19 protein-coding genes and 1 pseudogene are annotated in these 22,109 nt (G+C 66.3%); 13 read left to right on the forward strand and 7 right to left on the reverse strand.

Annotated elements, in window-relative coordinates; all coding sequences use genetic code 11:
• Positions 1–85: 85 nt before the first annotated feature.
• Positions 86–946 (reverse strand): LysR substrate-binding domain-containing protein, encoded by an 861-nt coding sequence (locus IB274_RS21615; protein WP_192434634.1) that lies wholly within the window; start codon positions 944–946, stop codon positions 86–88.
• Positions 947–1,095: 149 nt separating this feature from the next.
• Here IB274_RS21615 and IB274_RS21620 point away from each other — a divergent pair, with 149 nt between their 5' ends.
• Both IB274_RS21620 and phnX read left to right on the forward strand, forming a co-directional pair.
• The gene (locus IB274_RS21620; RefSeq protein ID WP_192434636.1) at positions 1,096–2,211 is read left to right on the forward strand and encodes a 2-aminoethylphosphonate--pyruvate transaminase; all 1,116 of its coding nucleotides are present in this window, start codon (positions 1,096–1,098) and stop codon (positions 2,209–2,211) included.
• A 32-nt stretch (positions 2,212–2,243) separates the two neighbouring features.
• Positions 2,244–3,071 (forward strand): phosphonoacetaldehyde hydrolase, encoded by an 828-nt coding sequence (gene phnX / locus IB274_RS21625; RefSeq protein ID WP_192434638.1) that lies wholly within the window; start codon positions 2,244–2,246, stop codon positions 3,069–3,071.
• A gap of 777 nt (positions 3,072–3,848) precedes the next feature.
• Here the strand turns inward: phnX and IB274_RS21630 are convergent.
• Positions 3,849–4,451, reverse strand: a complete 603-nt coding sequence (locus IB274_RS21630; RefSeq protein ID WP_192434640.1) for a helix-turn-helix domain-containing protein — start codon at positions 4,449–4,451, stop codon at positions 3,849–3,851.
• Between the two features lie 52 nt (positions 4,452–4,503).
• On the opposite strand from IB274_RS21630, the gene rhtA reads away from it, so the two are divergent.
• Positions 4,504–5,379, forward strand: a complete 876-nt coding sequence (gene rhtA, locus IB274_RS21635; protein ID WP_192434642.1) for a threonine/homoserine exporter RhtA — start codon at positions 4,504–4,506, stop codon at positions 5,377–5,379.
• Positions 5,380–5,512: 133 nt separating this feature from the next.
• On the opposite strand, the gene IB274_RS21640 is transcribed toward rhtA, so the two are convergent.
• Positions 5,513–6,916 carry an MATE family efflux transporter gene (locus IB274_RS21640; protein WP_081516751.1) on the reverse strand — a complete coding sequence of 468 codons (1,404 nt, stop codon included), beginning with the start codon at positions 6,914–6,916 and terminating at the stop codon, positions 5,513–5,515.
• Positions 6,917–7,059: 143 nt separating this feature from the next.
• On the opposite strand from IB274_RS21640, the gene pdxB reads away from it, so the two are divergent.
• Positions 7,060–8,208 carry a 4-phosphoerythronate dehydrogenase PdxB gene (gene pdxB, locus IB274_RS21645; RefSeq protein ID WP_192434644.1) on the forward strand — a complete coding sequence of 383 codons (1,149 nt, stop codon included), beginning with the start codon at positions 7,060–7,062 and terminating at the stop codon, positions 8,206–8,208.
• Positions 8,209–8,229: 21 nt separating this feature from the next.
• Here the strand turns inward: pdxB and IB274_RS21650 are convergent, their stop codons facing one another.
• Positions 8,230–8,412, reverse strand: a complete 183-nt coding sequence (locus IB274_RS21650; protein WP_045207896.1) for a PA1571 family protein — start codon at positions 8,410–8,412, stop codon at positions 8,230–8,232.
• A 247-nt stretch (positions 8,413–8,659) separates the two neighbouring features.
• On the opposite strand from IB274_RS21650, the gene IB274_RS21655 reads away from it, so the two are divergent.
• From IB274_RS21655 to ubiM, 8 genes are all read left to right on the forward strand, one after another.
• Positions 8,660–9,799, forward strand: coding sequence for an ATP-NAD kinase family protein (locus tag IB274_RS21655; RefSeq protein WP_192211237.1), 1,140 nt, complete (start codon positions 8,660–8,662; stop codon positions 9,797–9,799).
• A gap of 180 nt (positions 9,800–9,979) precedes the next feature.
• A complete protein-coding gene (locus IB274_RS21660) occupies positions 9,980–10,381 on the forward strand; it encodes a GFA family protein (RefSeq protein ID WP_192434646.1) in 402 nt (133 codons plus the stop codon).
• Between the two features lie 49 nt (positions 10,382–10,430).
• Positions 10,431–11,546, forward strand: a complete 1,116-nt coding sequence (locus IB274_RS21665) for a saccharopine dehydrogenase family protein (protein WP_192434648.1) — start codon at positions 10,431–10,433, stop codon at positions 11,544–11,546.
• A gap of 165 nt (positions 11,547–11,711) precedes the next feature.
• Positions 11,712–12,269, forward strand: coding sequence for an FMN reductase (gene msuE / locus IB274_RS21670; RefSeq protein WP_192434650.1), 558 nt, complete (start codon positions 11,712–11,714; stop codon positions 12,267–12,269).
• Between the two features lie 10 nt (positions 12,270–12,279).
• On the forward strand, positions 12,280–13,425 hold the full coding sequence (ssuD, locus tag IB274_RS21675) for an FMNH2-dependent alkanesulfonate monooxygenase (RefSeq protein WP_192434652.1): 1,146 nt from the start codon (positions 12,280–12,282) through the stop codon (positions 13,423–13,425).
• Between the two features lie 72 nt (positions 13,426–13,497).
• Entirely contained in the window at positions 13,498–14,682 is a 1,185-nt protein-coding gene (locus tag IB274_RS21680; RefSeq protein ID WP_192434654.1) for an acyl-CoA dehydrogenase family protein, read from the forward strand.
• Positions 14,679–15,797, forward strand: coding sequence for a sigma-54 interaction domain-containing protein (locus IB274_RS21685; RefSeq protein WP_192434656.1), 1,119 nt, complete (start codon positions 14,679–14,681; stop codon positions 15,795–15,797). Before IB274_RS21680 ends, IB274_RS21685 begins: the two co-directional genes overlap by 4 nt.
• 124 nt (positions 15,798–15,921) lie before the next feature.
• Entirely contained in the window at positions 15,922–17,094 is a 1,173-nt protein-coding gene (gene ubiM / locus IB274_RS21690; protein WP_192434658.1) for a 5-demethoxyubiquinol-8 5-hydroxylase UbiM, read from the forward strand.
• A gap of 162 nt (positions 17,095–17,256) precedes the next feature.
• Here ubiM and sfnG read toward each other — a convergent pair.
• Positions 17,257–18,340 (reverse strand): annotated as a pseudogene (gene sfnG, locus IB274_RS21695) (dimethylsulfone monooxygenase SfnG).
• Positions 18,341–18,638: 298 nt separating this feature from the next.
• Between sfnG and IB274_RS21700 the strand changes: the two are divergent.
• Positions 18,639–18,959, forward strand: coding sequence for a DUF2025 family protein (locus tag IB274_RS21700; protein WP_192434660.1), 321 nt, complete (start codon positions 18,639–18,641; stop codon positions 18,957–18,959).
• A 162-nt stretch (positions 18,960–19,121) separates the two neighbouring features.
• On the opposite strand, the gene IB274_RS21705 is transcribed toward IB274_RS21700, so the two are convergent.
• Both IB274_RS21705 and IB274_RS21710 read right to left on the reverse strand, forming a co-directional pair.
• On the reverse strand, positions 19,122–20,348 hold the full coding sequence (locus IB274_RS21705; protein WP_192434662.1) for a cytochrome c: 1,227 nt from the start codon (positions 20,346–20,348) through the stop codon (positions 19,122–19,124).
• A complete protein-coding gene (locus IB274_RS21710) occupies positions 20,345–22,108 on the reverse strand; it encodes a GMC family oxidoreductase (RefSeq protein WP_192434664.1) in 1,764 nt (587 codons plus the stop codon). Before IB274_RS21710 ends, IB274_RS21705 begins: the two co-directional genes overlap by 4 nt.
• Position 22,109 lies beyond the last annotated feature (1 nt).

Consider the following 22,109-nt stretch of genomic DNA (forward strand, 5'->3'; position numbering starts at 1 on the left):
GTTATGCGCCCTACAGGGGATATCTGCGCGCGCTGTTGTAGGAACGGCCATACCCGTGATCGCGCGAATGGCGCGTTCCTAGAGTTCAGCCCTGCGCCAACTCCAGAAACGCGCTCACCACCCGCAACCCCCGACGCCGCTCCAGGCAGCCGATGGCGTGGCGGTTGAGCAGTCCATCGCCGCCCAGCGGAATCGCCTTCACCCGTGGGTCCGGGCTGACTTCCAGCGACGACACGATGCCGATCCCCAGCTCCGCTGCCACCGCTTCGGTCACGGCCTCTCGACTGTCCAGCTCCAGCAGCACGCGGGGCTCGACCGAGGCCGCCGAGCAGGCCGCATCGAAGGTGCGCCGGGTGATCGAGTCGGGCTCGCGCAGCACCATGATCTGCTCGTCCAGCTCGCCCAGCGGCAGCTCGCCAAGACGCTCGCTCCAGGCATGGCTGGCCGGCACCAGGGCGCAAATGCGCGACTCCACCAGCTCGCGCAGGAACAGCCCGGCGCGCGGCTCCACCTCGGTCAGCACGGCGATATCGACGTGCTCGTCCATCAGCGCGGCGAGCGCTTCCTGTGCGTTGCCCAGACGCAGGTTGACGGTGATGCCGGGGTAGCGCGCGCGCAGCCGGGCGAGCATCGGCATCACCAGGTGCGGGCCGTCGGCGGCCACTTCGATACGCCCGGTCACCAGCTCGCGGCTGGCGTCGAGCATGGCCTCGGCTTCCTCCTCCAGGGCGAACAGCGTGCGACTGATCGCGGACAGTCGTACGCCATCCTCTGTCAGTTCCACCCCGCGCGCGGTACGGCGGAACAGGTTGACCTGGTAGTGCTCCTCCAGCGCCTTCACGTGCCCGGTCACCGCCGGCTGGCTGATGAACAAGCGCTCGGCGGCGCGGGTGAAGCTGCGTTCGCGGGCGACGGCGTCGAAGGCGCGGAGCTGGAAGAGGTTCATAAGGTATATGTCCAGCTTATGCAGTGCATCGTGATAAACAATTTGAACGATATCTGCCCGGCCGGCAAGTTATGCCCAGGCCGCCGCGATCCCGCCTCGGCCCAACCGAATTCAGCCCTGACGACGTTCCCAAGAAAGAGGAATCGAGCATGAGCACTGCCGAGCGAGCCCCCATCCTGCTGACTCCCGGTCCGCTGACCACGTCCCCCCGCACCCGTCGCGCCATGATGGTCGACTGGGGTTCGTGGGACCGCGACTTCAATGACCTGACCGCCGACGTCTGCAAGCGCCTGCTGGCGATCATCCACGGCGAGGCGACCCACACCTGCGTGCCCCTGCAGGGCAGCGGCACCTTCTCCGTCGAAGCCGCTATCGGCACCCTGGTACCGCGTGACGGCAAGGTGCTGGTGCTGATCAATGGCGCCTACGGCAAGCGCCTGGCGAAGATCTGCCAGGTGATCGGCCGCGGGTTCAGCACCTTTGAAACCGAAGAAGATGTACCGACTACCGCCGCCGACGTCGACCGTCTGCTCACTGAAGACCCGAGCGTCACCCACGTTGCCCTGATCCACTGCGAAACCAGCACCGGCATCCTCAACCCGCTGGCCGAAATCGCAAAGGTCATCGAATCCCATGGCAAGCGCCTGATCATCGATGCCATGAGCTCCTTCGGCGCGCTGGACATCGACGCTCGCCAGATTCCCTTCGACGCGCTGATCGCCGCTTCCGGCAAATGCCTGGAAGGTGTACCGGGCATGGGCTTCGTCTTCGCCCGCAGTACCGCCCTGAATGCCAGCGCCGGCAACTGCCACTCGCTGTCCATGGACCTGCAGGACCAGCACGCCTACATGGCCAAGACCGGCCAGTGGCGCTTCACCCCGCCGACCCACGTGGTGGCCGCGCTGCACGAAGCGCTGAGCCAGTACGAGGAAGAGGGCGGTCTCGCGGCGCGTCATCAGCGTTACGCAAACAATTGCCAGACTCTGCTCACGGAGATGGCCGAACTCGGGTTCCGCAGCTTCCTGCCGGCCGAGATCCAGGCGCCGATCATCGTCACCTTCCATGCCCCCAGTGACGCCCGCTACACCTTCACCGAGTTCTACAACCGGGTGCGCGAGAAGGGTTTCATCCTCTACCCCGGCAAGCTGACCCAGGTGGAAACCTTCCGTGTTGGTTGCATCGGCCAGGTCGACGCCAGCGGCATGCGCGACGCCGTCGCGGCCATCGCCGAGACGCTGAAGGAAATGGAAGTCTTCGAAATCTGACGCCCGCCCGAATTCTCACAGGATTGAACGCCATGAATTACCAGCAACCCCAGCAACTGCAAGCTGTCATCCTCGACTGGGCCGGCACCGTCGTCGACTTCGGTTCCTTCGCTCCGACCCAGATCTTCGTCGAGGCCTTCGCCGAGTTCGGCGTGCAGGTCAGCCTGGAAGAAGCCCGTGGCCCGATGGGCATGGGCAAGTGGGACCACATCCGCACCCTGTGCGACATCCCGGCCATCGCCGAGCGCTACAAGGCCAAGTTCGGCCGCGTGCCGAGCGACGATGACGTCACTGCCATCTACGAACGCTTCATGCCGCTGCAGATCGAGAAGATCGCCGAGCACTCGGCGCTGATTCCCGGCGCGCTGGAAGCTATCGCCACCCTGCGCAAAGACGGCCTGAAGATCGGCTCCTGCTCCGGCTACCCGGCGGTGGTGATGGAAAAGGTCGTGGCCCTGGCGAAGACCAACGGCTACGTCGCCGACCATGTTGTCGCTACCGATGAAGTGCCCAACGGCCGGCCGCACCCGGCCCAGGCGCTGGCCAACGTGATTGCCCTGGGCATTAGCGACGTGGCGGCCTGCGTGAAGGTCGATGATACCTGGCCGGGTATCCTCGAAGGTCGCAGCGCCGGCATGTGGACGGTGGCGCTGACCTGCTCGGGCAACGCGCTCGGCCTGACCTATGAGCAGTACAAGGCGCTGCCGGCCCAGAAGCTGGAGCAGGAGCGTCGGCGCATTGGGCAGATGTTCGAGGGCTCTCGGCCGCATTACCTGATCGACACCATTGCCGATTTGCCGGCGGTGATTGCCGATATCAATGCGCGCCTGGCGCGGGGGGAGATGCCGCAGGGTAGCTGACGCTGGATGTTCACAAGAAAGGCCCGCTTGGTGCGGGCCTTTCTCGTTGTTGGTGGGGTAGGTGGGCTCTCTGCAGGAGCAAATGTCTTACCCCGAATAGGGCTGTGTTTGCGCGTTCCCCTCACCCCAGCCCTGGCTGCGTGCCCCGTTCCTGAGGGAGAGGGAGCAGATCGTGCCGGCTGATGCCGTGGTTTCATCCTGCGCCGAACGGTCCCCTCTCCCTCTGGGAGAGGGGTAGGGTGAGGGCAGACCCGAGCGCAGAAGCTCGGGGTAGGAGCGGAGCTGCTCTTGCTCGTGCTCTTGCTTGGGGTTGAGTGTGTCTACGTCGCTTCGGCGTACGCGCGGGCTTCTGGTTTCGCCCCCTCGGGCGAGTCCCTTTTGGCAAACGTCGGATAGCCGCCCTCCCAAAAGGAACCAAAAGACCTTGCCCCGGACATCCGGTTTTTCGCTTAGGCGAAAAATTCCCTCGTTGAAGCGAAGTTTCAGGGGCCCGAACTAGGCGTCCCCCCACGAAGGGCCATCCCTGGCCCATCGCGGCTCTCGCGACATCCATGTCGCTCAACCCCTGAAACTCCGCTTCAACGAGGCCTCCTGAACGGGGCATTCGGCGCGCGCGGATGTTTCTCTGGAAAACTCGAGAGCCAGGCTACAGCCGCGAAGGAGGTGCTCTTCGTAGGACCGAGGAGGACGCCTAGTCCTGGCACTGTCATCCTGCGTAAGAGCAGACTCTGTCCGCGATGGGTTCGCCGTTCTGCGGGGTCAACCTGTCAGAGCCAATCAGTTCACCACGTTCCGTACGAACCGCAACAGCACATCCCCGTGGTTCTGATAGGAAAACGGCTGGTTGCTCTGGAAAACATGGAAGCCCCCGGCGTCGACTTCCACCGTTTCCTCGGCCAACACGATGGTCAGCCGGCCTTCGATGACATAGGCCATGTCGTACCAGCCCTCACCGTCGGGCTCGGCGTTGTAGGTGTCGCCGGGGGCGAGCGTCCAGTACCAGAGCTCGGCCTGGCGCGAAGCAGGGGTGCTGGCGAGGAGGGTGCCGCGGCTGTCGGCCTGCTGGCCGCCCCAGGCCACGGCATCGACGCGGGACAGGCCGCCGGTGGACGGCGGGCGCACCAGGTCGGCGAAGGTGACTTTCAGGGCGGCGGCTATGCGGTCGAGAGTGGCGAGGCTGACGTTGGTGTCGCCGCTCTCGATGCCGACCAGCATCCGCCGGCTGACGCCCGAGGCCTTGGCCAGCGCGTCCTGACTGAAGCCGGCGTTGCGGCGGTGCGTCTTCACGTTATCGGCGACGTGCACCAGCACGCTCGGGCGTTCGGAAGGAGTGGGCAGTATATTGCTCATTCTGGCCTTTTTGCGCATTATGTTGCGCATAACAGTCAACCAAGAAATCCCAACCGTTGCAACGCCTGTTCAGGTCCGCATCATGCCTCGCTCTCGATTTATGTCCACTGCCTTCCCCATTCTCATCCTGATCGTGTCCATGGCCTCGATCCAGACCGGAGCATCGGTCGCCAAGAGCCTGTTCCCGGTGCTCGGCGCCGAAGGCGTGACCTCCATGCGCCTGATCTTCGCGGCCATCCTCCTGCTGGCGATCCTCCGCCCGTGGCGCACCTCGCTGCGTGGCAAGCCGCTCAGGCCGCTGTTCATCTATGGCGTAACCCTGGGCCTGATGAACCTGACCTTCTACATGGCGCTGCAGACCATTCCGCTGGGTGTTGCCGTGGCGCTGGAGTTCACCGGGCCGTTGGCGGTTGCGCTGTTCTATTCGCGCAAGCCCATCGACTTCCTGTGGATCGCCATTGCGGTGGTCGGCCTGGGCCTGCTGCTGCCGATAGCCGACTTCGGCCACGGCATCGATCCCAAGGGCGCCGCGCTGGCGCTGGGGGCGGGCGTCTGCTGGGGGCTCTACATCATCTTCGGCCAGCGCGCCGGTAACGACCTGGGCGCACAGGGCGCTGCGCTGGGTATCAGCATCGCGGCGATCTGCGTGGCGCCCATCGGCCTTGCGCACAGCGGCATGGCGCTGTTCGACATCAGCCTGTTCCCGGCGTTGCTGGGCGTGGCGATCCTCTCCAGCGCCTTGCCCTACACCCTGGAAATGGTGGCGCTGACTCGCCTGCCGGCGCGGACTTTCGGCACCCTGATGAGTATCGAGCCGGCCTTCGGCGCGCTGTCCGGCCTGGTGTTCCTGGGCGAGCAGCTGACTTCGCATCAGTGGATCGCCATCGGCGCGATAATCGTCGCCTCGGTGGGCACGACGCTGAGCAGCCGGCCGAAGCCGGCGCTGGTTACCGACTGATCCTCCCTGCGCTACGAAGAAGCCGCCCTTGGGCGGCTTTTTGCTTTTGTAGGATGGGTGGAGCGCAGTGTTTTTCCTGCACGACTCCCAAATAAAAAAGCCGCCCTCGGGCGGCTTTCTGCGTTGTGGGCGATCAGCCCGCCGTGCGCATCTCGTTCAGCACGATCTGCCGCCTGGCGCTGCGCGACAGGCGGATGCACAGCATCACCGCGGCGCAGGTCAGACCGACGATCAGGCCCTCCCACAGGCCGCGCGGGCCGGTGGGCTCCTGCAGCCAGTGGGTGAGGCCGAGGCTGTAGCCCACCGGCAGGCCGATGCCCCAGTAGGCGAACAGGGTCATGATCATGGTCGCGCGGGTGTCCTGGTAGCCGCGCAGGGCGCCGGCGGCAGTGACCTGTACGGCGTCGGAGAACTGGAACAGCGCCGAGAACACCAGCAGCGTGGCGGCCAGCGCCAGCACGTCCGGGTCCTGCGTATAGAGCCCGGCGATATGCTCACGCATCAGCAGCATGCCGCTGGCGGAAACGCAGGCGTACGCCAGTGCCGCGCCCATGCCCACGCCGGCAGCGAAACGAGCATCGCGCGGCGCACCGGCACCGAGCGACTGCCCCACGCGGACGGTCACGGCCATGGCCAGCGAGTAGGGGATCATGAACACCAGTGCGCTGAAGTTCAGCGCCACCTGGTGGCCCGCCACCACTTTCTCGCCGAGTTCGCCGATCAGCAGGGCGATCACCGAGAAGATGCTGGACTCGGCGAACACCGCGATGCCGATGGGCAGGCCGACCCCTACGAGGCTGCCGATCACCTGCGGCTTCGGCAGCTCCCAGTGGCTGAACAGCTGGCTCGGCTTGTAGACCTTCGCCCAGTTCACCCAGACCAGCATGCCCAGCAGCATGAACCACATCACCGAGCCGGTGGCCCAGCCGCAGCCGGGGCCGCCCAGCGCCGGGAAGCCGAGGTGGCCGTAGATCAGCACATAGTTGATCGGGATGTTCAGCATCAGTCCGCAGATGCCCAGCACCATGCTTGGCCGGGTGCGCCCCAGGCCATCGCTGAAGCAGCGCAGCACATGATACAGCGCCACCGCCGGCAGGCCGCAGGCGATGCCGCGCAGGTAGAAGCAGCTCGGCTCGATCAGCGCTTCCTCGACCTTCATCGCCCGCAGCACCGGCTCGGAGAGCAGCCACAGCGTCGCCCCCGCCAGCGGGCCGACCAGCAGCGCCAGCCACAGCGCCTGGCGCACCAGCGGGCCGGTGCCGGCCTGGTCGCCGGCGCCGTAGCGCTGGGCCACCTTGGCGGTGGTGGCGAGCAGGGTGCCGGTCATCAGCAGGAAGATCGGAATCCAGATCGAGTTGCCCAGTGCCACCGCGGCCAGATCGCGCGGGCCCACGCTGCCGGCCATCACCGCATCGACGAAGCCCATGGCGGTGGTTGCCAGCTGGGCGATCATGATGGGCGCTGCGAGGGTCAGCAGTTCCTTGAGTTCGGTGGCGGTGCGCCGTCCGCGGGAGACGGGCTGGGTGAGGCTGGTCACGGCTTTCCTTGGCAGAAGAAATGAACGGGAAGCCGGCCAGTTTAAGGGCTGTCCGCCCGGGCAGCAAAGCCTGGCGTGTGTGGCGCGGGACCGCGCGCAACGGCGCTGGTAAAGTAGCCGGTGACGATTTCTGGAGTCAGTCCATGCGTATCCTTGCCGATGAAAATATTCCCCTGGTCGAAGCCTTCTTCGGCGCCCATGGCGACATCCGTCGCCTGCCCGGACGCGGGATCGACCGCGCCGCCCTGGGTGATGCCGAAGTATTACTGGTGCGCTCGGTGACGGACGTCAGCCGTGAGCTGCTCCAGGGCAGCCAGGTGAAGTTCGTCGGCACCTGCACCATCGGCACCGATCACTTGGACCTGGACTACTTCGCCGAGGCCGGCATCGCCTGGTCCAGCGCGCCGGGTTGCAACGCCCGCGGTGTGGTGGACTGGGTGCTGGGCAGCCTGCTGGCGCTGGCCGACGTACACGGCGCCAAGCTCTCCGAACGCCGCTATGGCGTGATCGGTGCCGGGCAGGTGGGTGGTCGCCTGGTGGATGTGCTGCGCGGATTGGGCTGGGACGTGCGCGTCTGCGACCCGCCGCGCGCCGCTGCCGAAGGGGGTGATTTCCGCAGCCTGGAAGAAGTGCTGCGCGAGTGCGACGTGATCAGCCTGCACACACCGTTGACCCGCGACGGCGACAACCCGACGCGCCACCTGATCGACGCGCAGCGCCTCAAGGCGCTGCGCCCCGGCACCTGGCTGATCAATGCCAGCCGAGGCGGGGTGGTCGACAACACGGCGCTGCGCATCCACCTGGAGTCCGGCGCGCATATCGACGTGGCGCTGGACGTCTGGGAAGGCGAGCCGGAAGTGAACGTGCAACTGGCCCATCACTGCCGTATCGCCACCCCGCACATCGCCGGCTACAGCCTGGATGGCAAGTTGCGCGGCACGGCGCAGATCTACGAGGCGTTCTGCGCCTGGCAGCGTTGCGAGCCGGCCGTCGATCTCGACGACCTGCTGCCGGCGCAATGGCTGGCCGAACTGAGTCTGAAAGAGGAATGCGACCCGGACTGGGCGCTGGCGATGCTCTGCCGCGCGGTGTACGACCCGCGCAGCGATGACGCCGATTTCCGTCGCAGTCTGATCGGAGACACCCAGACCCGGCGGGCGGCTTTCGACGCGCTGCGCAAGCACTACCCGCCGCGCCGGGAAATCACCGGGCTGTGGGTAGACATCCAGGGCGATTCGCCGCGCCTGGAAAGCCTGCTGACCGCGCTGGGGGCCAACCGGGTCGGGGAGTAGGGCGTACGTGCTGCCGCGCTGTTATTCCGCTTGGCGGCGTGGCGGCTCGCAGGTCTTGTCCAGTTCCTGGCAGGCGCGCTGGATCATGTCTTCGGTAATCGGCACTTCACGGCCCTGGGCATCGATGATCGAGCCGCCGACCGGCTGTTGCGGCTGGCGCGGAGTGGGGCGGGGGGCGGATTCACGGTGGGTTTGCAGGCTCATGGCCAATCTCCTCTACATCAGTGCATTGCAGTCTAGGCAGATCAGATGAAACCCCGGTGACAGAGGCGGCCAAGGGCAGCGCCTGAAAATCGTCACCGAAGACAGACGACCCGATCGCTCGCAGATTGCGTGCCAATCGCGAGGTCCCCGGTCGTTTGCTTGTCGTTATAGTCAGTGGAGTTGCCGCTTCCCTGGTCCGACCCGGCGTTGCGCCGGTGGTTCGAAGAAGTTTCCCTCGAGGTTGAGTATGGACAGGATTCGCATAGGGCTGATCATCAATCCGCTGGCCGGTATCGGCGGCCCGACCGCGCTCAAGGGCAGCGATGGCGTGGCCGCGCTGGCCCTGGCCCGCGGCGCCGAACCACGGGCGGCGGAACGCACGCGGGTTGCCCTGGAGCACCTGCTGCCGGTGCGCGAGCGCCTGGAGTTCCTCACCTTTCCCGGCCCGATGGGCGCCGACCTGCTGGCGGACATGGGCTTCGCCCATCGCCTGGTTGGGGCGCTGGAGAAAGAGCAGAGCAGCGCGGCGGATACCCGTCACGCCGTGCAGGCGCTGCAGGAGGCCGGCGTGGCGCTGATTCTCTTTGCCGGTGGCGACGGCACCGCGCGGGATGTGGCCGAGGTGGCCCGCGAAGGCCAGCCGGTGCTGGGCATTCCCGCCGGGGTGAAGATCCATTCCGGGGTCTACACCATCAGCCCGCGCGCGGCCGGGGAGCTGGCGCGGCGGCTGGTGGATGGCGGGCTGGTGCGCCTGACCCAGGGTGAAGTGCGCGATCTCGACGAAGCCGCGCTGCGTGAGGGACGCGTCGCCGCGCGCTGGTACGCCGAACTGACGGTGCCCGAGGAAGGCCACTTCATGCAGCACGTGAAGCAGGCCGGCATGGAGACCGAGGAGCTGGTGCTCGCCGATCTCGCCGCCTGGCTGGAGGACAGCTGGGAGGACGATGTGCGTTACGTCTTCGGCCCCGGCTCGACGCTGCACGGGCTGGCTGCCGACCTGCACCTGGACACCACCCTGCTGGGCGTGGATGTGATCGAGAACGGCGAAGTGATCGCCCGCGACGTCACCGAGGCGCAGCTGTTCGAGCTGGTGGACGGGCACCCGGCCTTCCTGCTGGTGACTGCCATCGGTGGTCAGGGCCACATTCTTGGGCGCGGCAACCAGCAGATCAGCCCGCGCGTGCTGCGCGCCATCGGCATCGAGCGACTGCGGGTGATTGCCACCAAGCGCAAGCTCGGCACCCTCGAGGGCCGGCCGCTGCTAGTGGACAGTGGTGACGCCGGGCTGGACGCGAGCTTCCCGGCGGCAGTGCGGGTGTGGGCGGGCTACAAGGAAGAGCTGCTCTATCCGCTGGGTTGGGGCAGCGAAGACGAGCTGCCAGCGTAGGGCGAATGACGCCTGAGACGTTATCCGCCCTACGGGTGTGGTGGTGCTGGCATCCATAAGGCCGCACGCGGTGAGATCGGGGCCGAGAAAACTCAACAACCACTCCTCGGCACGGTGGTGCAGGTAACCAAGCCTGATCTAGACTCCTTCGCTCCGTGAAACCGGAAGAGGGGGCAGGGCATGCATTCGGGCGGTTGTCTGTGCGGCGCGGTGCGCTACGAAATCAGCGGTGAGCTGGCGCCGATCCAGGTCTGCCATTGCAGTCAGTGCCGCAAGGCGCAGGGCGGGCCGTTCGCCACCAATATCCCGGTGCAGCGCTCGGCGTTCCGCCTGCTCAGCGGTGAGTCAGCGCTGGCCGAGCACCGTGCCACGCCGGAAAAGAAACGGGTCTTCTGCAGCACCTGCGGCTCACCGATCTACAGCGCTCGTGATGCGCTGCCGGAAACATTGCGCGTGCGTGCGGGAACCCTGGACGAGCCTTTGCGGACAAAGCTCGAAGCGCATTACTACGTCGATTCCCGCGCCAATTGGTGGCCGCTGGAGGACAATCTGCCCCGCTACGGCGGTGCCAAGCCGGGATAAAGGAGCTGGCCCCGCCAGCAGCAGTCAGGGAGTTACAGGGTCAGTGGGAATGGAACGGAAATTTCGCGTGCTGGTGCTCGGCGGTTACGGCAACTTCGGCAGCCTGATCGTCCGCCGCCTGAGCGGCATCGACGGCGTCCGCGTGCTGGTGGGCGGGCGCGACCAGCGCCGCGCCAATGAACTCGCCGCGCAGGTGGGCGGCGAGCCGGTATGCCTGGACATGAACCAGCCGACGCTGGCCGGTCGCCTCAATGAACTGAAGGTCGACCTGGTGATTTCCACCGCAGGACCTTTCCAGGGCCAGGACTACCGCGTTGCCCGCGCCGCCATCGGCGCCCGCGCGCACTACATCGACCTGGCCGACGCCCGCCAGTTCGTCTGCGGCATCCAGGAACTCGACCGCGCCGCGCGCAGCGCCGGGGTGCTGGTGTGCAGCGGCGCCAGCTCGGTACCCGCGCTGGCCGCCTCGGTGATCGACGAACTGCTGCCACGCTTCCAGCGCCTGGACAGCATCCATCACGGCATCAGCTCATCGGCGAAGATTCCCGGCCAGGCCACGGTCTCCGCGGTGCTGGGCTATTGTGGCAAGCCATTGCGCCAGTGGCGCCAGGGCCGCTGGCAGGACGTGCATGGCTGGCAAGGACTTAATCACCACCGTTTTCCCGCCCCACTGGGCAAACGCTGGCTGGCCCACTGTGATGTACCGGACCTCGACCTGTTCCCGCAGCGCTACCCCGGCGTGCGGGACGTGCGTTTCTCCGCCGGTCTCGGCCTGAAGCTCACCCAGTTCGGCACCTGGGGCCTGTCGTGGCTGGTGCGTGCGGGACTGGTGAAGGATGCCGCGCGCCTGGGCGCCGGTCTGCATCGCATGGCCGTGGCGATGGAGCCGTTGGGCGACGGGCGCAGCGGCATGTTCGTCCACCTGCAGGGCATCGATGGTGAAGGCAAACCGCTGGCGCTGTGTTGGGAAATCCTCGCGCAGCAGGACCATGGCCCGAACATCCCCTGCATGGCGGCGGTGGCGCTGGCACGCAAGCTGGCCGCCGGGCAGCTGCGGCAGCGCGGCGCGACTCCCTGTATCGGCCTGCTCACCACGGATGAATACGTGGCGGAACTGGAAGGGCTGGACATCTCCCACGGTCTGCGCGAGCTGGCTGTGCACTGATCACAGACTGTTGCCCAAGCAACAGTCGATCAGCAGCGTTGTTGCCTGAGTGACATGAAACGCCGGAAAAACCGGCTGAAGTGCCCGAAAATCATACATTTCCCTGTTGGTACGGCCCTTGCTCAAGGCTTCTGTACCTAGCGCAACAGTCAACAGGGAAAACCCATGACCAGCCCCATCAAAGTGGTCGCCGTCTCCGGCGGCACCTATCGCCCCTCGCGCACCCTGGTGCTCACCCAGGCCGTGCTCGACGCCCTCGGCGGACAGCTTCCGGTGCAAGCCCAGATCATCGAACTGGCCGACATCGCCCGCCCGCTGGGTGCTGCGCTGTCGCGCCAGGAGCTCTCTGCCGAGCTGGAAGCCACCCTGCGCGAGATCGAGACCGCCGACCTGCTGGTGGTTGCCTCGCCGGTCTACCGCGGCTCCTATCCAGGCCTGCTTAAGCACCTGTTCGACCTGGTAGACATGAACGCCCTGATCGACACCCCGGTGCTGCTCGCGGCCACCGGCGGCAGCGAGCGCCACGCGTTGGTTCTCGACCACCAGCTGCGCCCGCTGTTCAGCTTCTTCCAGTCGATCACGCTGCCGATCGGCGTGTATGCCAGCGAAGCGGATTTCGCCAACTACCAGATCACCAGCGATACCCTGCGCGCCCGCATCCAGCTGGCCGCCGAGCGCGCCGCGCCGCTGTTCGCCCGCCCGCAATTGCGCAAGACCGCCTGAGGAGCCCGCGATGAACGTGTTCTGGTTCCTGCCCACCCACGGCGATGGCCACTTCCTCGGCACCAGCGAGGGCGCACGCCCGGTGTCGCTGCCTTATCTGAAGCAGATCGCCCAGGCCGCCGATTCCCTCGGCTACTACGGCGTACTGATTCCCACCGGCCGTTCCTGCGAGGACTCCTGGGTCGTAGCCTCGGCCTTGGCGCCGCTGACCGAGCGCCTGCGCTATCTGGTGGCGATTCGTCCTGGCATCATTTCGCCGACCGTGTCCGCGCGCATGGCCGCGACCCTGGATCGCCTCTCCGGCGGCCGGCTGCTGATCAATGTGGTCACCGGGGGTGACCCGGATGAAAACCGTGGCGATGGCATCCACCTCAGCCACGCCGAGCGCTATGAAGTCACCGACGAATTCCTGCGCATCTGGCGCCGCGTGCTGCAGGGCGAATCGGTGGACTTCGCCGGCAAGCACCTGCAGGTGGAGAACGCCAAGGCGCTCTATCCGCCGATCCAGAAGCCCTATCCGCCACTGTATTTCGGTGGTTCCTCGGCCGAAGCCCACGACCTGGCTGCCGAGCAGGTGGACGTCTACCTGACCTGGGGCGAGCCGCCGCAGGCGGTCGCTCAGAAGATCGCCGACGTGCGCGAGAGGGCCGCGAAGCAGGGTCGCAGCGTGAAGTTCGGCATCCGCCTGCACGTGATCGTCCGCGAAACCGCTGAAGAGGCCTGGCAGGCCGCCGACAAGCTGATCGCCAACATCTCCGACGAGACCATCGCCAACGCGCAGAAATCCTTCGCCCGCTTCGACTCCGAAGGCCAGCGGCGGATGGCCGCGCTGCACGGCGGGCGCCGCGACCAGCTGGAAATCTACCCCAACCTCTGGGCCGGCGTCGGCCTGGTGCGTGGCGGCGCCGGCACCGCGCTGGTGGGCGATCCGCAGCAGGTTGCCGAGCGCATCAAGGAGTACGCGGACCTGGGGATAGACAGCTTCATCTTCTCCGGCTACCCGCATCTGGAAGAGGCCTACCGCTTCGCCGAACTGGTGTTCCCGTTGCTGCCCGAGCCCTATGCGAGCCTGGCCGGGCGCGGGGTGACCAACCTCACCGGGCCCTTCGGCGAAATGATCGCCAACGACGTGTTGCCCGGACGTAAAGCCGGCTGAACCGGCGCACCGCGCCCCGACTTGCCGGGCATGGGCCCGGCTTGCCCTGAACAGACTCAAGAGGAAGAGCGCGTGAATGCCAAGACGCATCTCGACGCACAGACACCTGGGCAGATAGCCCAGCGCCTGGCCGCGGGCTTCGCCGAAACCGCCGCCGAGCGCGACATCCGTGGCGGCACGCCGAAGACCGAGCGCGACGCGCTGCGCCAGAGCGGCCTGCTGTCGCTGATCATCCCCAGCGAATATGGCGGCCTGGGCGCCGACTGGAGCACCACGCTGGATATCGTCCGTCAGTTCGCCGTGGTCGACAGCTCCATCGCCCACGTATTCGGTTTCCAGCATCTGATGCTGGCCACCGTGCGCCTGTTTTCCCGCCCCGAGCAGTGGCAGCCATGGTTTGAGCTGACCGCGCGCAACCAATGGTTCTGGGGCAACGCACTCAACCCGCTGGATACTCGCACGGTGTCGCGCACCTTCGCCGGTTGGCGTGAGTTTTCCGGGCGCAAGAGCTTCTGCTCCGGCGCGCTGGATTCGCAGATGCTCATCGCCTCGGCGCTGGACGGCGAGGGCGGCAAGCTGCTGATCGCCGCCATCCCCACCGCGCGCAGCGGCATCAGCCTGGCCCACGACTGGGACAACATGGGCCAGCGCCAGACCGACAGCGGCAGCGCCACCTTCGAGCGGGTGCGGGTGGAGGAGAGCGAGCTGTTGCTCGACCCTGGCCCGCTGAGCACGCCTTTCGCCTGCCTGCGCCCGCTGATCGCCCAGCTGATCTTTACCCATGTCTTCCTCGGCATCGCCGAAGGTGCATTCGAAGAGGCGCGGCAGTACACGCTCAAGGAAGCCCGCCCATGGTTCCGTTCCAGCGCTGCGACGGTGGGAGAAGACCCCTACGTGCTCGCGCACTACGGCGAGTTCTGGGTCGGCCTGGAAAGCACGCGCCTGCTGGTGCGCCGTGCTGCGCAACTGCTCGACGAGGCCTGGAGCAGAGGGGCTGCACTGGACGCCGAGGAGCGTGGGCGTCTGGCCGTGGCCATTGCCACCGCCAAGGTCGCGGCGACCCGCAACGGACTGGAGATCTGCAACCGCCTGTTCGAAGTCACCGGCGCGCGCTCCACCCATGCGGCGCTGCGCATCGACCGCTACTGGCGCAACCTGCGCACACAGACGCTGCACGACCCGGTGGACTACAAGGTCCGCGAACTGGGCGACTGGGCGCTGAACCAGCAACTGCCGCAACCGACTTTCTACTCATGAATGCGACCACACCCGAGGGTCTGCTGACCCTGCCCAAGTCCCCCGCGCTGGCCACCTCCATCCGTGCTACCGCCCAGGTCTTCGAGGACCCGAAATCCCAGGCGCTGCTCGATCATTTGCAGCAGGTCGCGCCCAGCGAGGCCAGCGTGCTGATCATCGGCGAGACCGGCACCGGCAAGGAGCTGGTGGCGCGCCACATCCACAACCTCAGCGCGCGGCGCGGCGGGCCGTTCGTGGCGGTGAACTGTGGGGCATTCTCCGAATCCCTGGTGGAGGCTGAGCTGTTCGGCCACGAGAAGGGCGCCTTCACCGGCGCGCTGGCGGCCAAGGCCGGTTGGTTCGAGGAGGCCGACGGCGGCACGCTGTTCCTCGATGAGATCGGTGACCTGCCGATGCCGATCCAGGTCAAGCTGCTGCGCGTCCTGCAGGAGCGCGAAGTGGTGCGCCTGGGCTCACGCAAGAGCATCCCGATCAACGTGCGGGTGCTGGCGGCCACCAACGTGCAGTTGGAAAAGGCGATCAATGCCGGTCATTTCCGCGAGGATCTTTACTACCGCCTCAACGTGGTCAGCCTGGAGCTGTCGCCGCTGCGCGAACGGCCCGGCGACATCCTGCCGCTGACCCGCCATTTCATCACCGAGTACAGCCGGCGCCTGGGCTACGGGCAGAGCCAACTGAGTGCGGAAGCCGCGCAGAAGCTGCGCAGCTATTCGTGGCCGGGGAACATCCGCGAGCTGGAAAACGTCATCCACCACACGCTGCTGATCTGCCGCGATGGCGTGGTGCGCGCGGAGGACCTGCACCTGTCCAACCTGCGCATCGAACGCAGCGAGGAGCCACGGCTGGAGTCTCTTGGCGCGGAGCAGATTCTCCAGCAGGCCTTCCAGCGGCTGTTCGAGGAGCAGGGCGGCAATCTGCATGCGCGGGTGGAGGATGCGTTGCTGCGCGCAGCCTATCGCTTCTGCCACTGCAACCAGGTGCACACCGCCAATCTGCTCGGCCTGAGCCGCAACGTCACGCGCACGCGGCTGATCGAGATCGGCGAACTGGTGGTGAACAAGCGCCGGGGCGCGACGGCGATTGATCCGCAGCGAGGCGTGCGGCTGTCCATCTAGGCCGGTCCGTTCAGGCCCGTCTATTTGGAGGTATTCGCCGCGGGCCACTGATCCACGGCAACGAAACCGGCCAGTGGCCAGCCTAGACTCCGGGACCGCCCATCCCTCGCGAAAGGAGTCTTCCATGCACGTGGACATCGCCATCGTCGGTGCCGGCCCTGCCGGGCTTTGCCTGGCCCGCTCACTGTCGGGCAACGGCCTGTCGATCCTGCTGATCGACCGCCAGCCGCTGGCCGCCGTGGCCGAGCCCGCCGAGGACGGCAGGGAGATTGCGCTGACCCACGCTTCCCGGGCCGAGCTCCAGCGGCTGGGCATGTGGTCGCGGATCGACCCGCAGGAAGTCTCGCCGCTACGCGATGCCCAGGTGCTCAATGGCCCCTCGCTGTTCACCCTGCGCATCGAGGCCGAGCAAGCCGGCGCCGAGCAGTTGGGCTACTTCGTGTCCAACCAGATGATCCGCCGCGCTGCCTTCGACGCGGTGCACGACTGCCCGGACGTCTCGTTGGTCTGCGGCCGCGCGCTGCGTACGCTGCAGGTGCAGCAGGACGGTGTGTCGCTGACCCTGGACGACGACAGCCGCGTCCATGCGCGCCTGTTGGTGGCGGCCGACAGCCGCTTCTCCGAGACCCGCCGCATGCTTGGCATCGGCGCGCACATGGAGGACTTCGGCAAGACCATGATGGTCTGCCGCATGGCCCACGATAAACCGCACCACAACATCGCCTGGGAATGGTTCGGCTACGGCCAGACCCTGGCACTGCTGCCGATCAACGGTGACCGCTCTTCGGTGGTGCTGACCTTGCCGCAGCGCGAGATGGCGCCGCTTCTGGAGCTGGACGAGAAGGCTTTCGCCCACGAAATGGAGCGCCGCTTCGACCGTCGCCTGGGCGGCATGCAGTTGCTCGGCCCGCGCCACAGCTACCCGCTGGTGGGCGTGTATTCGGATCGCTTCGTCGGCCCGCGCAGCGCACTGATCGGCGATGCCGCTGTCGGCATGCACCCGGTCACCGCGCACGGCTTCAACTTTGGCCTGCAGAGCCAGCGGCGGCTGGCCAACGAAATCCTCTCGACCCATCGCCGTGGCGGCGATATCGGCGGCGTTTGGCCGCTACGTCGCTATGCCATGGCCCACCGTCTAGCGACTTGGCCGCTGTACCAGGCCACTCGGCTGATCGTCGGCATGTACACCGACCCACGTCCGCCGGTACGCCTGCTGCGCAACGCCGGCCTGCGCCTGGCGCAGAACCTGCCGCCGCTGCGCACGGCGATTGCCCGGCACCTGACACAGGGCGCCTGATCACAGGTGCTTGCCTGTAGGGCGGATAACGCCGTAGGCGTTATGCGCCCTGCGGGGCTGACGTAAAAGCGTTCGCTAGCAAGCTCGCTCCTACGAAAAGCGCACCGGATATTCCGGGAACGGTAGGAGAGCTTGCGCGCGAACGGCGTGGCACCTGACGCCTCAGGCCGCCTCGGTCCGCCGTGCCTTCTTCTGCTCCAACTCGCGCACCAGTGGTAGCACCTTCTCGCCGAAGTAGCGCACCTCTTCCTGAAAGTGCAGGAAGCCCGCCAGCACCAGGTCCACGCCCACCGCCTTGAGCGCGACGATGCGCTCGGCGATCTGCTGCGGCGTGCCGATCAGGTTGGTCTTGAATCCATCGTTGTACTGCACCAGGTCCTCGAAGCTGGACTTCGCCCAGTTGCCTTCGCCTTCCGGCGAGGCGGCGCCAGCCTGCTTGGCGGCATGGCCGAAGGCATTCACCGCTTCCGGGTCGGCCTTATCGATGATCTCGGCGAGCACTGCGCGGGCTTCCTCCTCGGTATCGCGGGCGATGACGAAGGCGTTCACCCCGATCTTCACCGAGTGACCGTTGGCCGCGGCCTTTTCGCGGATGTCGTCCACCTGTGCCTTGATCCCTTCCACGCTGTTGCCGTTGGTGAAGTACCAGTCGGAGACTCGTGAAGCCATGTCACGCGCGGCCCGCGAGCTACCGCCCTGGAAGATTTCCGGGTGCGGGCGCTGCAGCGGCCTGGGCTTCAGGTTGTAGTCGTGGAAGCGGTAGAAGTCGCCGTGGAAGCTGAAGTTGTCCTGGGTCCAGATGCCCTTCAGGGCGCGGATGAATTCCTCCGAGCGGCGGTAGCGCTCGTCATGCTCCAGCCAGGGTTCGCCGATGGCCTGGAACTCTCCCTTGAACCAGCCGCTGACGATGTTCACTGCGATGCGCCTGGTCGATGGTCGCCAGTTGCTTGGCCGCCAGCGCGGGCGTCCAGGGGCCGGGGAGGATGGCGGCGATCACCTTGAGCTTTTCCGTGGCGCCCAGGAGGGCGTGGCTGAAGGCCACCGACTCGTGCTGGTACTCGGCGCCGTAGCCGGCGGTGAAGCGAATCTGCGTTAGCGCGTAGTCGAACCCCGCGTCCTCGGCGATGCGCGCGAGCTGGCGGTTGTAGTCGATGTCCCAGTGGGTGCGCTGCTCGATCTTGCTGACCACCAGGCCGCCACTGACGTTGGGGACCCAGTAGGTGAAGCGGATCGGTTGTTGGCTCATGGCTCGGGCTCCTCGGGGCTGCACAGCGGCGAAGGTGCCGCAGGGTGTGCAGAGCGAAAGCCGTGCCACGCGGGGAAATTCACGCAGGATCAGCAGCTTGGCGTTTGGCCGGGACAGCGGCGGGTGTTCCGCACGGCGCATAGCTGCTGGGCAAGTGTTGGTCAGGCAACAGTACCGGGTGCGACAACTGGCCCCTGAGCAGGCGCCGGCAAGGCTGTCAGAATTCGAAATTCACCCGCTCACAGAAGCGGGGACCTCCTGCGTGCGAATCCATAACAGAACAAATCCAGGGGGCAGCATGGCCATCACTTCCAACGATATCTGCAACGCTGCCGACGGGCTGTCCGGTTTCGTCGGCTTCAACCTCAAGACCGGCAAGTACATCGTGCGTTTCAGCGAGGATTCCTTCGGCATGGACGTGGCCGAGGACAGCATCCGCCCTGCCTGCGAGTTCGTCTGGGCGCAGAAGAACGGCATGGTGATGACCTTGAGCCGCGAGTGCCTGCAGATCCTTGCCGAGCAGAACATCCACGACCGCCTGAACCTCAACGAGGCGCTGCTCACCTACCTGCGTCGCACCGACCTGCCGGAAATCGCCGCCGAGCGTCGGTTGAAGTGAGCACCCGGCGAGCAGGATTCGCAGGAGCAACTGTCCTTATCTGAAGCCGCGTGCCAGCGATTTCGAGCTCCCTGACCGTAGCGCGCGCCGCTCCAACATGCGTAGGGCGGATAACGCGCCAGCGCTATCCGCCCTACGCTGCCACTTCGGGGCGAGTCCCACCTACTGCGCCAGCTCCTTGCGCAAATCCGCCACCTGGCTGGCGGTCACCGCTGGTGCGGCGTTGCCCCAGGTGTTGCGCACGTAGGTCAGTACATTGGCGACGTGCTCGTCGTCGAGGTTCCAGGCGAACGCCGGCATGGCGGGTGAGGTGGGTGCGGCATCGGTGCCGCCCGCTCGGCTGCCGGCCAGTACTACGTGGATCAGCGAGGTTGGATCGTCGTTGTTGACCAGCGGCGCGGCAGCGAGGGTCGGGAACAGGTTCTTCACTCCGGCCCCGTTGCTTACATGGCAAGCCGAACAGCGGTCGGCATAGATCGCCTTGCCCGCGACCATCGCCGCGTCGGTGGCAGCCACTGGTGCCGGTGCTGATTCATCTGTCGCGCCATCCTTGAGGTACACGGCCACCGCCAGCAGGTCTTCGTCCTGCCAGTGCTGCGTGGAGTACTCCACCGCTTCAGCCATGGGGCCGGAGGCGATATCGAAGCGGTTGGCGCCGGTCTTCAGGTACTGGACGATGTCCTCGGTGCTCCACTGGCCGATGCCGCTGTGCGGGTTGGCGGTGATGTCCGGGGCGACCCAGCCCTGCAGGTTGGCGCCAGCGAGGAAGCGGTCGTTATCGTCGCCGCCGATCAGGTTCTTCGGCGTGTGGCAGGTACCGCAGTGGCCCAGGCCTTCCACCAGGTATGCGCCGCGGTTCCACTGCGGCGATTTGTCTGGCGAGGGCACGAACTCGCCTTGGGTGAAGTTCAGCCAGTTCCAGCCGATCAGGCTGGTGCGCACGCTGAAGGGGAAGGGCAGCTGGTTGGTTTCCACCGGGTTGCGCACCGGCTCCAGGGTTTGCAGGTAGGCCCAGAGCGCCAGGTTGTCCTCGCGCCGTACCTTGGTGTATGCGGTGTAGGGCATGGCGCCGTAAAGGCGTTTGCCGTTTCGTCCGTGGCCGGTGGACATCACCGCCTGGAAGTCGTCGAAGCTCCAGCGGCCCAGTCCGGTTTCTGCATCCGGCGTGATGTTGGCGCCCACCAGCTTGCCAAACGGCGTATCGATGGCCACTCCACCGGCAAAGGGCGCCTGGCCGGGCACGGTGTGGCAGGCTGTGCAGTCGCCGAGCACGGCGAGGTAGCGGCCTTTTTCCACCAGGTTGTAGGAGTCCGCGCCTGTTCCGGCGCAGGCCTGCTGCAGGTTCAGGCCGAGCAGCGCGAGGGTGCCGATGCGAAGGAGAGTCTTCATACGCTGATCATCTCCCCGGGGCGCTTGAGGTAGAGCCGGCGGATCGCGTCGGCTGCCTTGAAGGCCAGCGCGCCGACCGTGCCAGTGGGGTTGTAGCCGGGGTTCTGCGGAAAGGCCGAGGAGCCGACCACGAACAGATTGGGCACGCCCCACACCTGCAGGTGCTTGTTCACCGAGCTGTTCTTCGGATCGGCCCCCATGATGAAGCCGCCGACGATGTGCGAGGACTGGTAGGAAATATTGGACCAGGGGCCTTTGCGCGGGGCGGGGATTATCTGCTGCGGGTTCATGCTGCGGGCGATCTCGGCCACCTTGTCGGTGCAGTACTGCGCCATGCGCAGGTCGTTCTCGGGAAAGTCGAAGGTGATGCGTAGCAGCGGTCGGCCATGGGGATCGTTGTAATTCGGGTCCAGCGACAGGTAGTTGCCGCGCGTGGTGTAGCTGCTGGCTTCGCAGCCGATGGACATGGTGCTCAGGTAGTTCTCCACCGTGGCCTTCTTCCACTGCGAACCCCAGGCGGGAGTTCCGGGCGGGGTCGGTCGCGAGTCGATGGGGGCGGCGCCGATCGGCGTCACGCGGGTGCTGCCGCCTCCAACGAAGCCCAACCCGGAGTGGTCGAAATTGTCGTTGTTGAACTCGTCGATGCCCATGCCGATGGCGCCGCCGCCGATGAAGGGATTGAAGTTCTTGTCCTTGAAGAACATCTGCACGCTGTTGGCGGTCTGGTAGGCGAAGTTGCGCCCGGTGGTGCCGGTGTTGGCGATCGGGTTGTAGGGCTCGCCGATGCCGGAGAGCAGCATCAGGCGCACGTTTTCGAAGATGAACGCGGCGACCACCACGATATCCGCCGGCTGTTCCCATTCCTCGCCGCTGGAGTCGACATAGATGATGCCGGTGGCGCGGGTGCCGGTGCTATCCAGCGTGACCTTGAGCACCTCGGAGTTGGTCCGCGCCGTGAAGTTGGGCTTGCGGATCAGCGCGGGCATGACATTGACGATGGCGCTGGCCTTGGAATAATTGGCGCAACCGTAGTTGGTGCAGAAACCGCAGAACGTGCAGGGCCCCATGGTCACGCCCAGCTGGTTGGTGTAGGCCTGGGAAGCCAGCGCAGAGGGCACCGGGAAGGGCTTGTAGCCCAGGTTGCGCGCCGCCTCGGCGAACAGGGTCGGAGCGTAGGTCTGCGCGGTGGGGGGATTGGGGTATTCGCGCGAGCGCGGGCCTTCGAAGGGGTTGCCGCCTTCGACGATATTGCCGCCCAGGTTGCCGGCTTTGCCGGAAACGCCGGCCAGCCGCTCGAAGGCGTCGTAATGCGGCTCCATCTCTTCCCAGGTGGTGCCCCAGTCCTGCAGGGTCAGCTCTTCGGGTACTTCCTTGCCGTAGCGCTCCTGCAGGTGGCTGGCCAGGCGGAATTCCTCGGGCTGGAAGCGGAAGGTGATGCCGGCCCAGTGGTTGCCCGCGCCGCCGGTGCCGTTGCCGGGGTGGAAGGAGCCCCATACGCGCATCGGCAGGGCGGTTTCTGCTTCCTTGTTGCGCATGGTGCAGGTGTTCTGGCGGGTGCGCAGCATCAGTTCCTGGCGGCGGTTGTAACGCAGTTCGTCGGCGGCGGAGGCGAGGTTGAAGTCGCTTGCCGTGTCGCGCCAGGGGCCGCGCTCGAAGCCGATGACGTTGAGCCCGGTATCGGCGAGTTCGTGGGCGATGATCGAACCCGCCCAGCCGAGTCCGACGACCACGACGTCGGTGGTAGGTAGTTTCCTGGTCATG

This window comes from Pseudomonas sp. PDM18, assembly GCF_014852585.1.
Classification (GTDB): domain Bacteria; phylum Pseudomonadota; class Gammaproteobacteria; order Pseudomonadales; family Pseudomonadaceae; genus Pseudomonas.

Coding starts and splice junctions, on each gene's coding strand:
- msuE (WP_192434650.1), top strand. CDS start 11,712: ATGACCAGCCCCATCAAAGTGGTCGCCGTCTCCGGCGGCACCTATCGC.
- IB274_RS21665 (WP_192434648.1), top strand. CDS start 10,431: ATGGAACGGAAATTTCGCGTGCTGGTGCTCGGCGGTTACGGCAACTTC.
- IB274_RS21710 (WP_192434664.1), bottom strand. CDS start 22,108: ATGACCAGGAAACTACCTACCACCGACGTCGTGGTCGTCGGACTCGGC.
- ubiM (WP_192434658.1), top strand. CDS start 15,922: ATGCACGTGGACATCGCCATCGTCGGTGCCGGCCCTGCCGGGCTTTGC.
- IB274_RS21685 (WP_192434656.1), top strand. CDS start 14,679: ATGAATGCGACCACACCCGAGGGTCTGCTGACCCTGCCCAAGTCCCCC.
- rhtA (WP_192434642.1), top strand. CDS start 4,504: ATGCCTCGCTCTCGATTTATGTCCACTGCCTTCCCCATTCTCATCCTG.
- IB274_RS21705 (WP_192434662.1), bottom strand. CDS start 20,348: ATGAAGACTCTCCTTCGCATCGGCACCCTCGCGCTGCTCGGCCTGAAC.
- IB274_RS21650 (WP_045207896.1), bottom strand. CDS start 8,412: ATGAGCCTGCAAACCCACCGTGAATCCGCCCCCCGCCCCACTCCGCGC.
- IB274_RS21620 (WP_192434636.1), top strand. CDS start 1,096: ATGAGCACTGCCGAGCGAGCCCCCATCCTGCTGACTCCCGGTCCGCTG.
- IB274_RS21615 (WP_192434634.1), bottom strand. CDS start 946: ATGAACCTCTTCCAGCTCCGCGCCTTCGACGCCGTCGCCCGCGAACGC.
- IB274_RS21630 (WP_192434640.1), bottom strand. CDS start 4,451: ATGCGCAACATAATGCGCAAAAAGGCCAGAATGAGCAATATACTGCCC.
- phnX (WP_192434638.1), top strand. CDS start 2,244: ATGAATTACCAGCAACCCCAGCAACTGCAAGCTGTCATCCTCGACTGG.
- pdxB (WP_192434644.1), top strand. CDS start 7,060: ATGCGTATCCTTGCCGATGAAAATATTCCCCTGGTCGAAGCCTTCTTC.
- IB274_RS21700 (WP_192434660.1), top strand. CDS start 18,639: ATGGCCATCACTTCCAACGATATCTGCAACGCTGCCGACGGGCTGTCC.
- IB274_RS21660 (WP_192434646.1), top strand. CDS start 9,980: ATGCATTCGGGCGGTTGTCTGTGCGGCGCGGTGCGCTACGAAATCAGC.
- ssuD (WP_192434652.1), top strand. CDS start 12,280: ATGAACGTGTTCTGGTTCCTGCCCACCCACGGCGATGGCCACTTCCTC.
- IB274_RS21655 (WP_192211237.1), top strand. CDS start 8,660: ATGGACAGGATTCGCATAGGGCTGATCATCAATCCGCTGGCCGGTATC.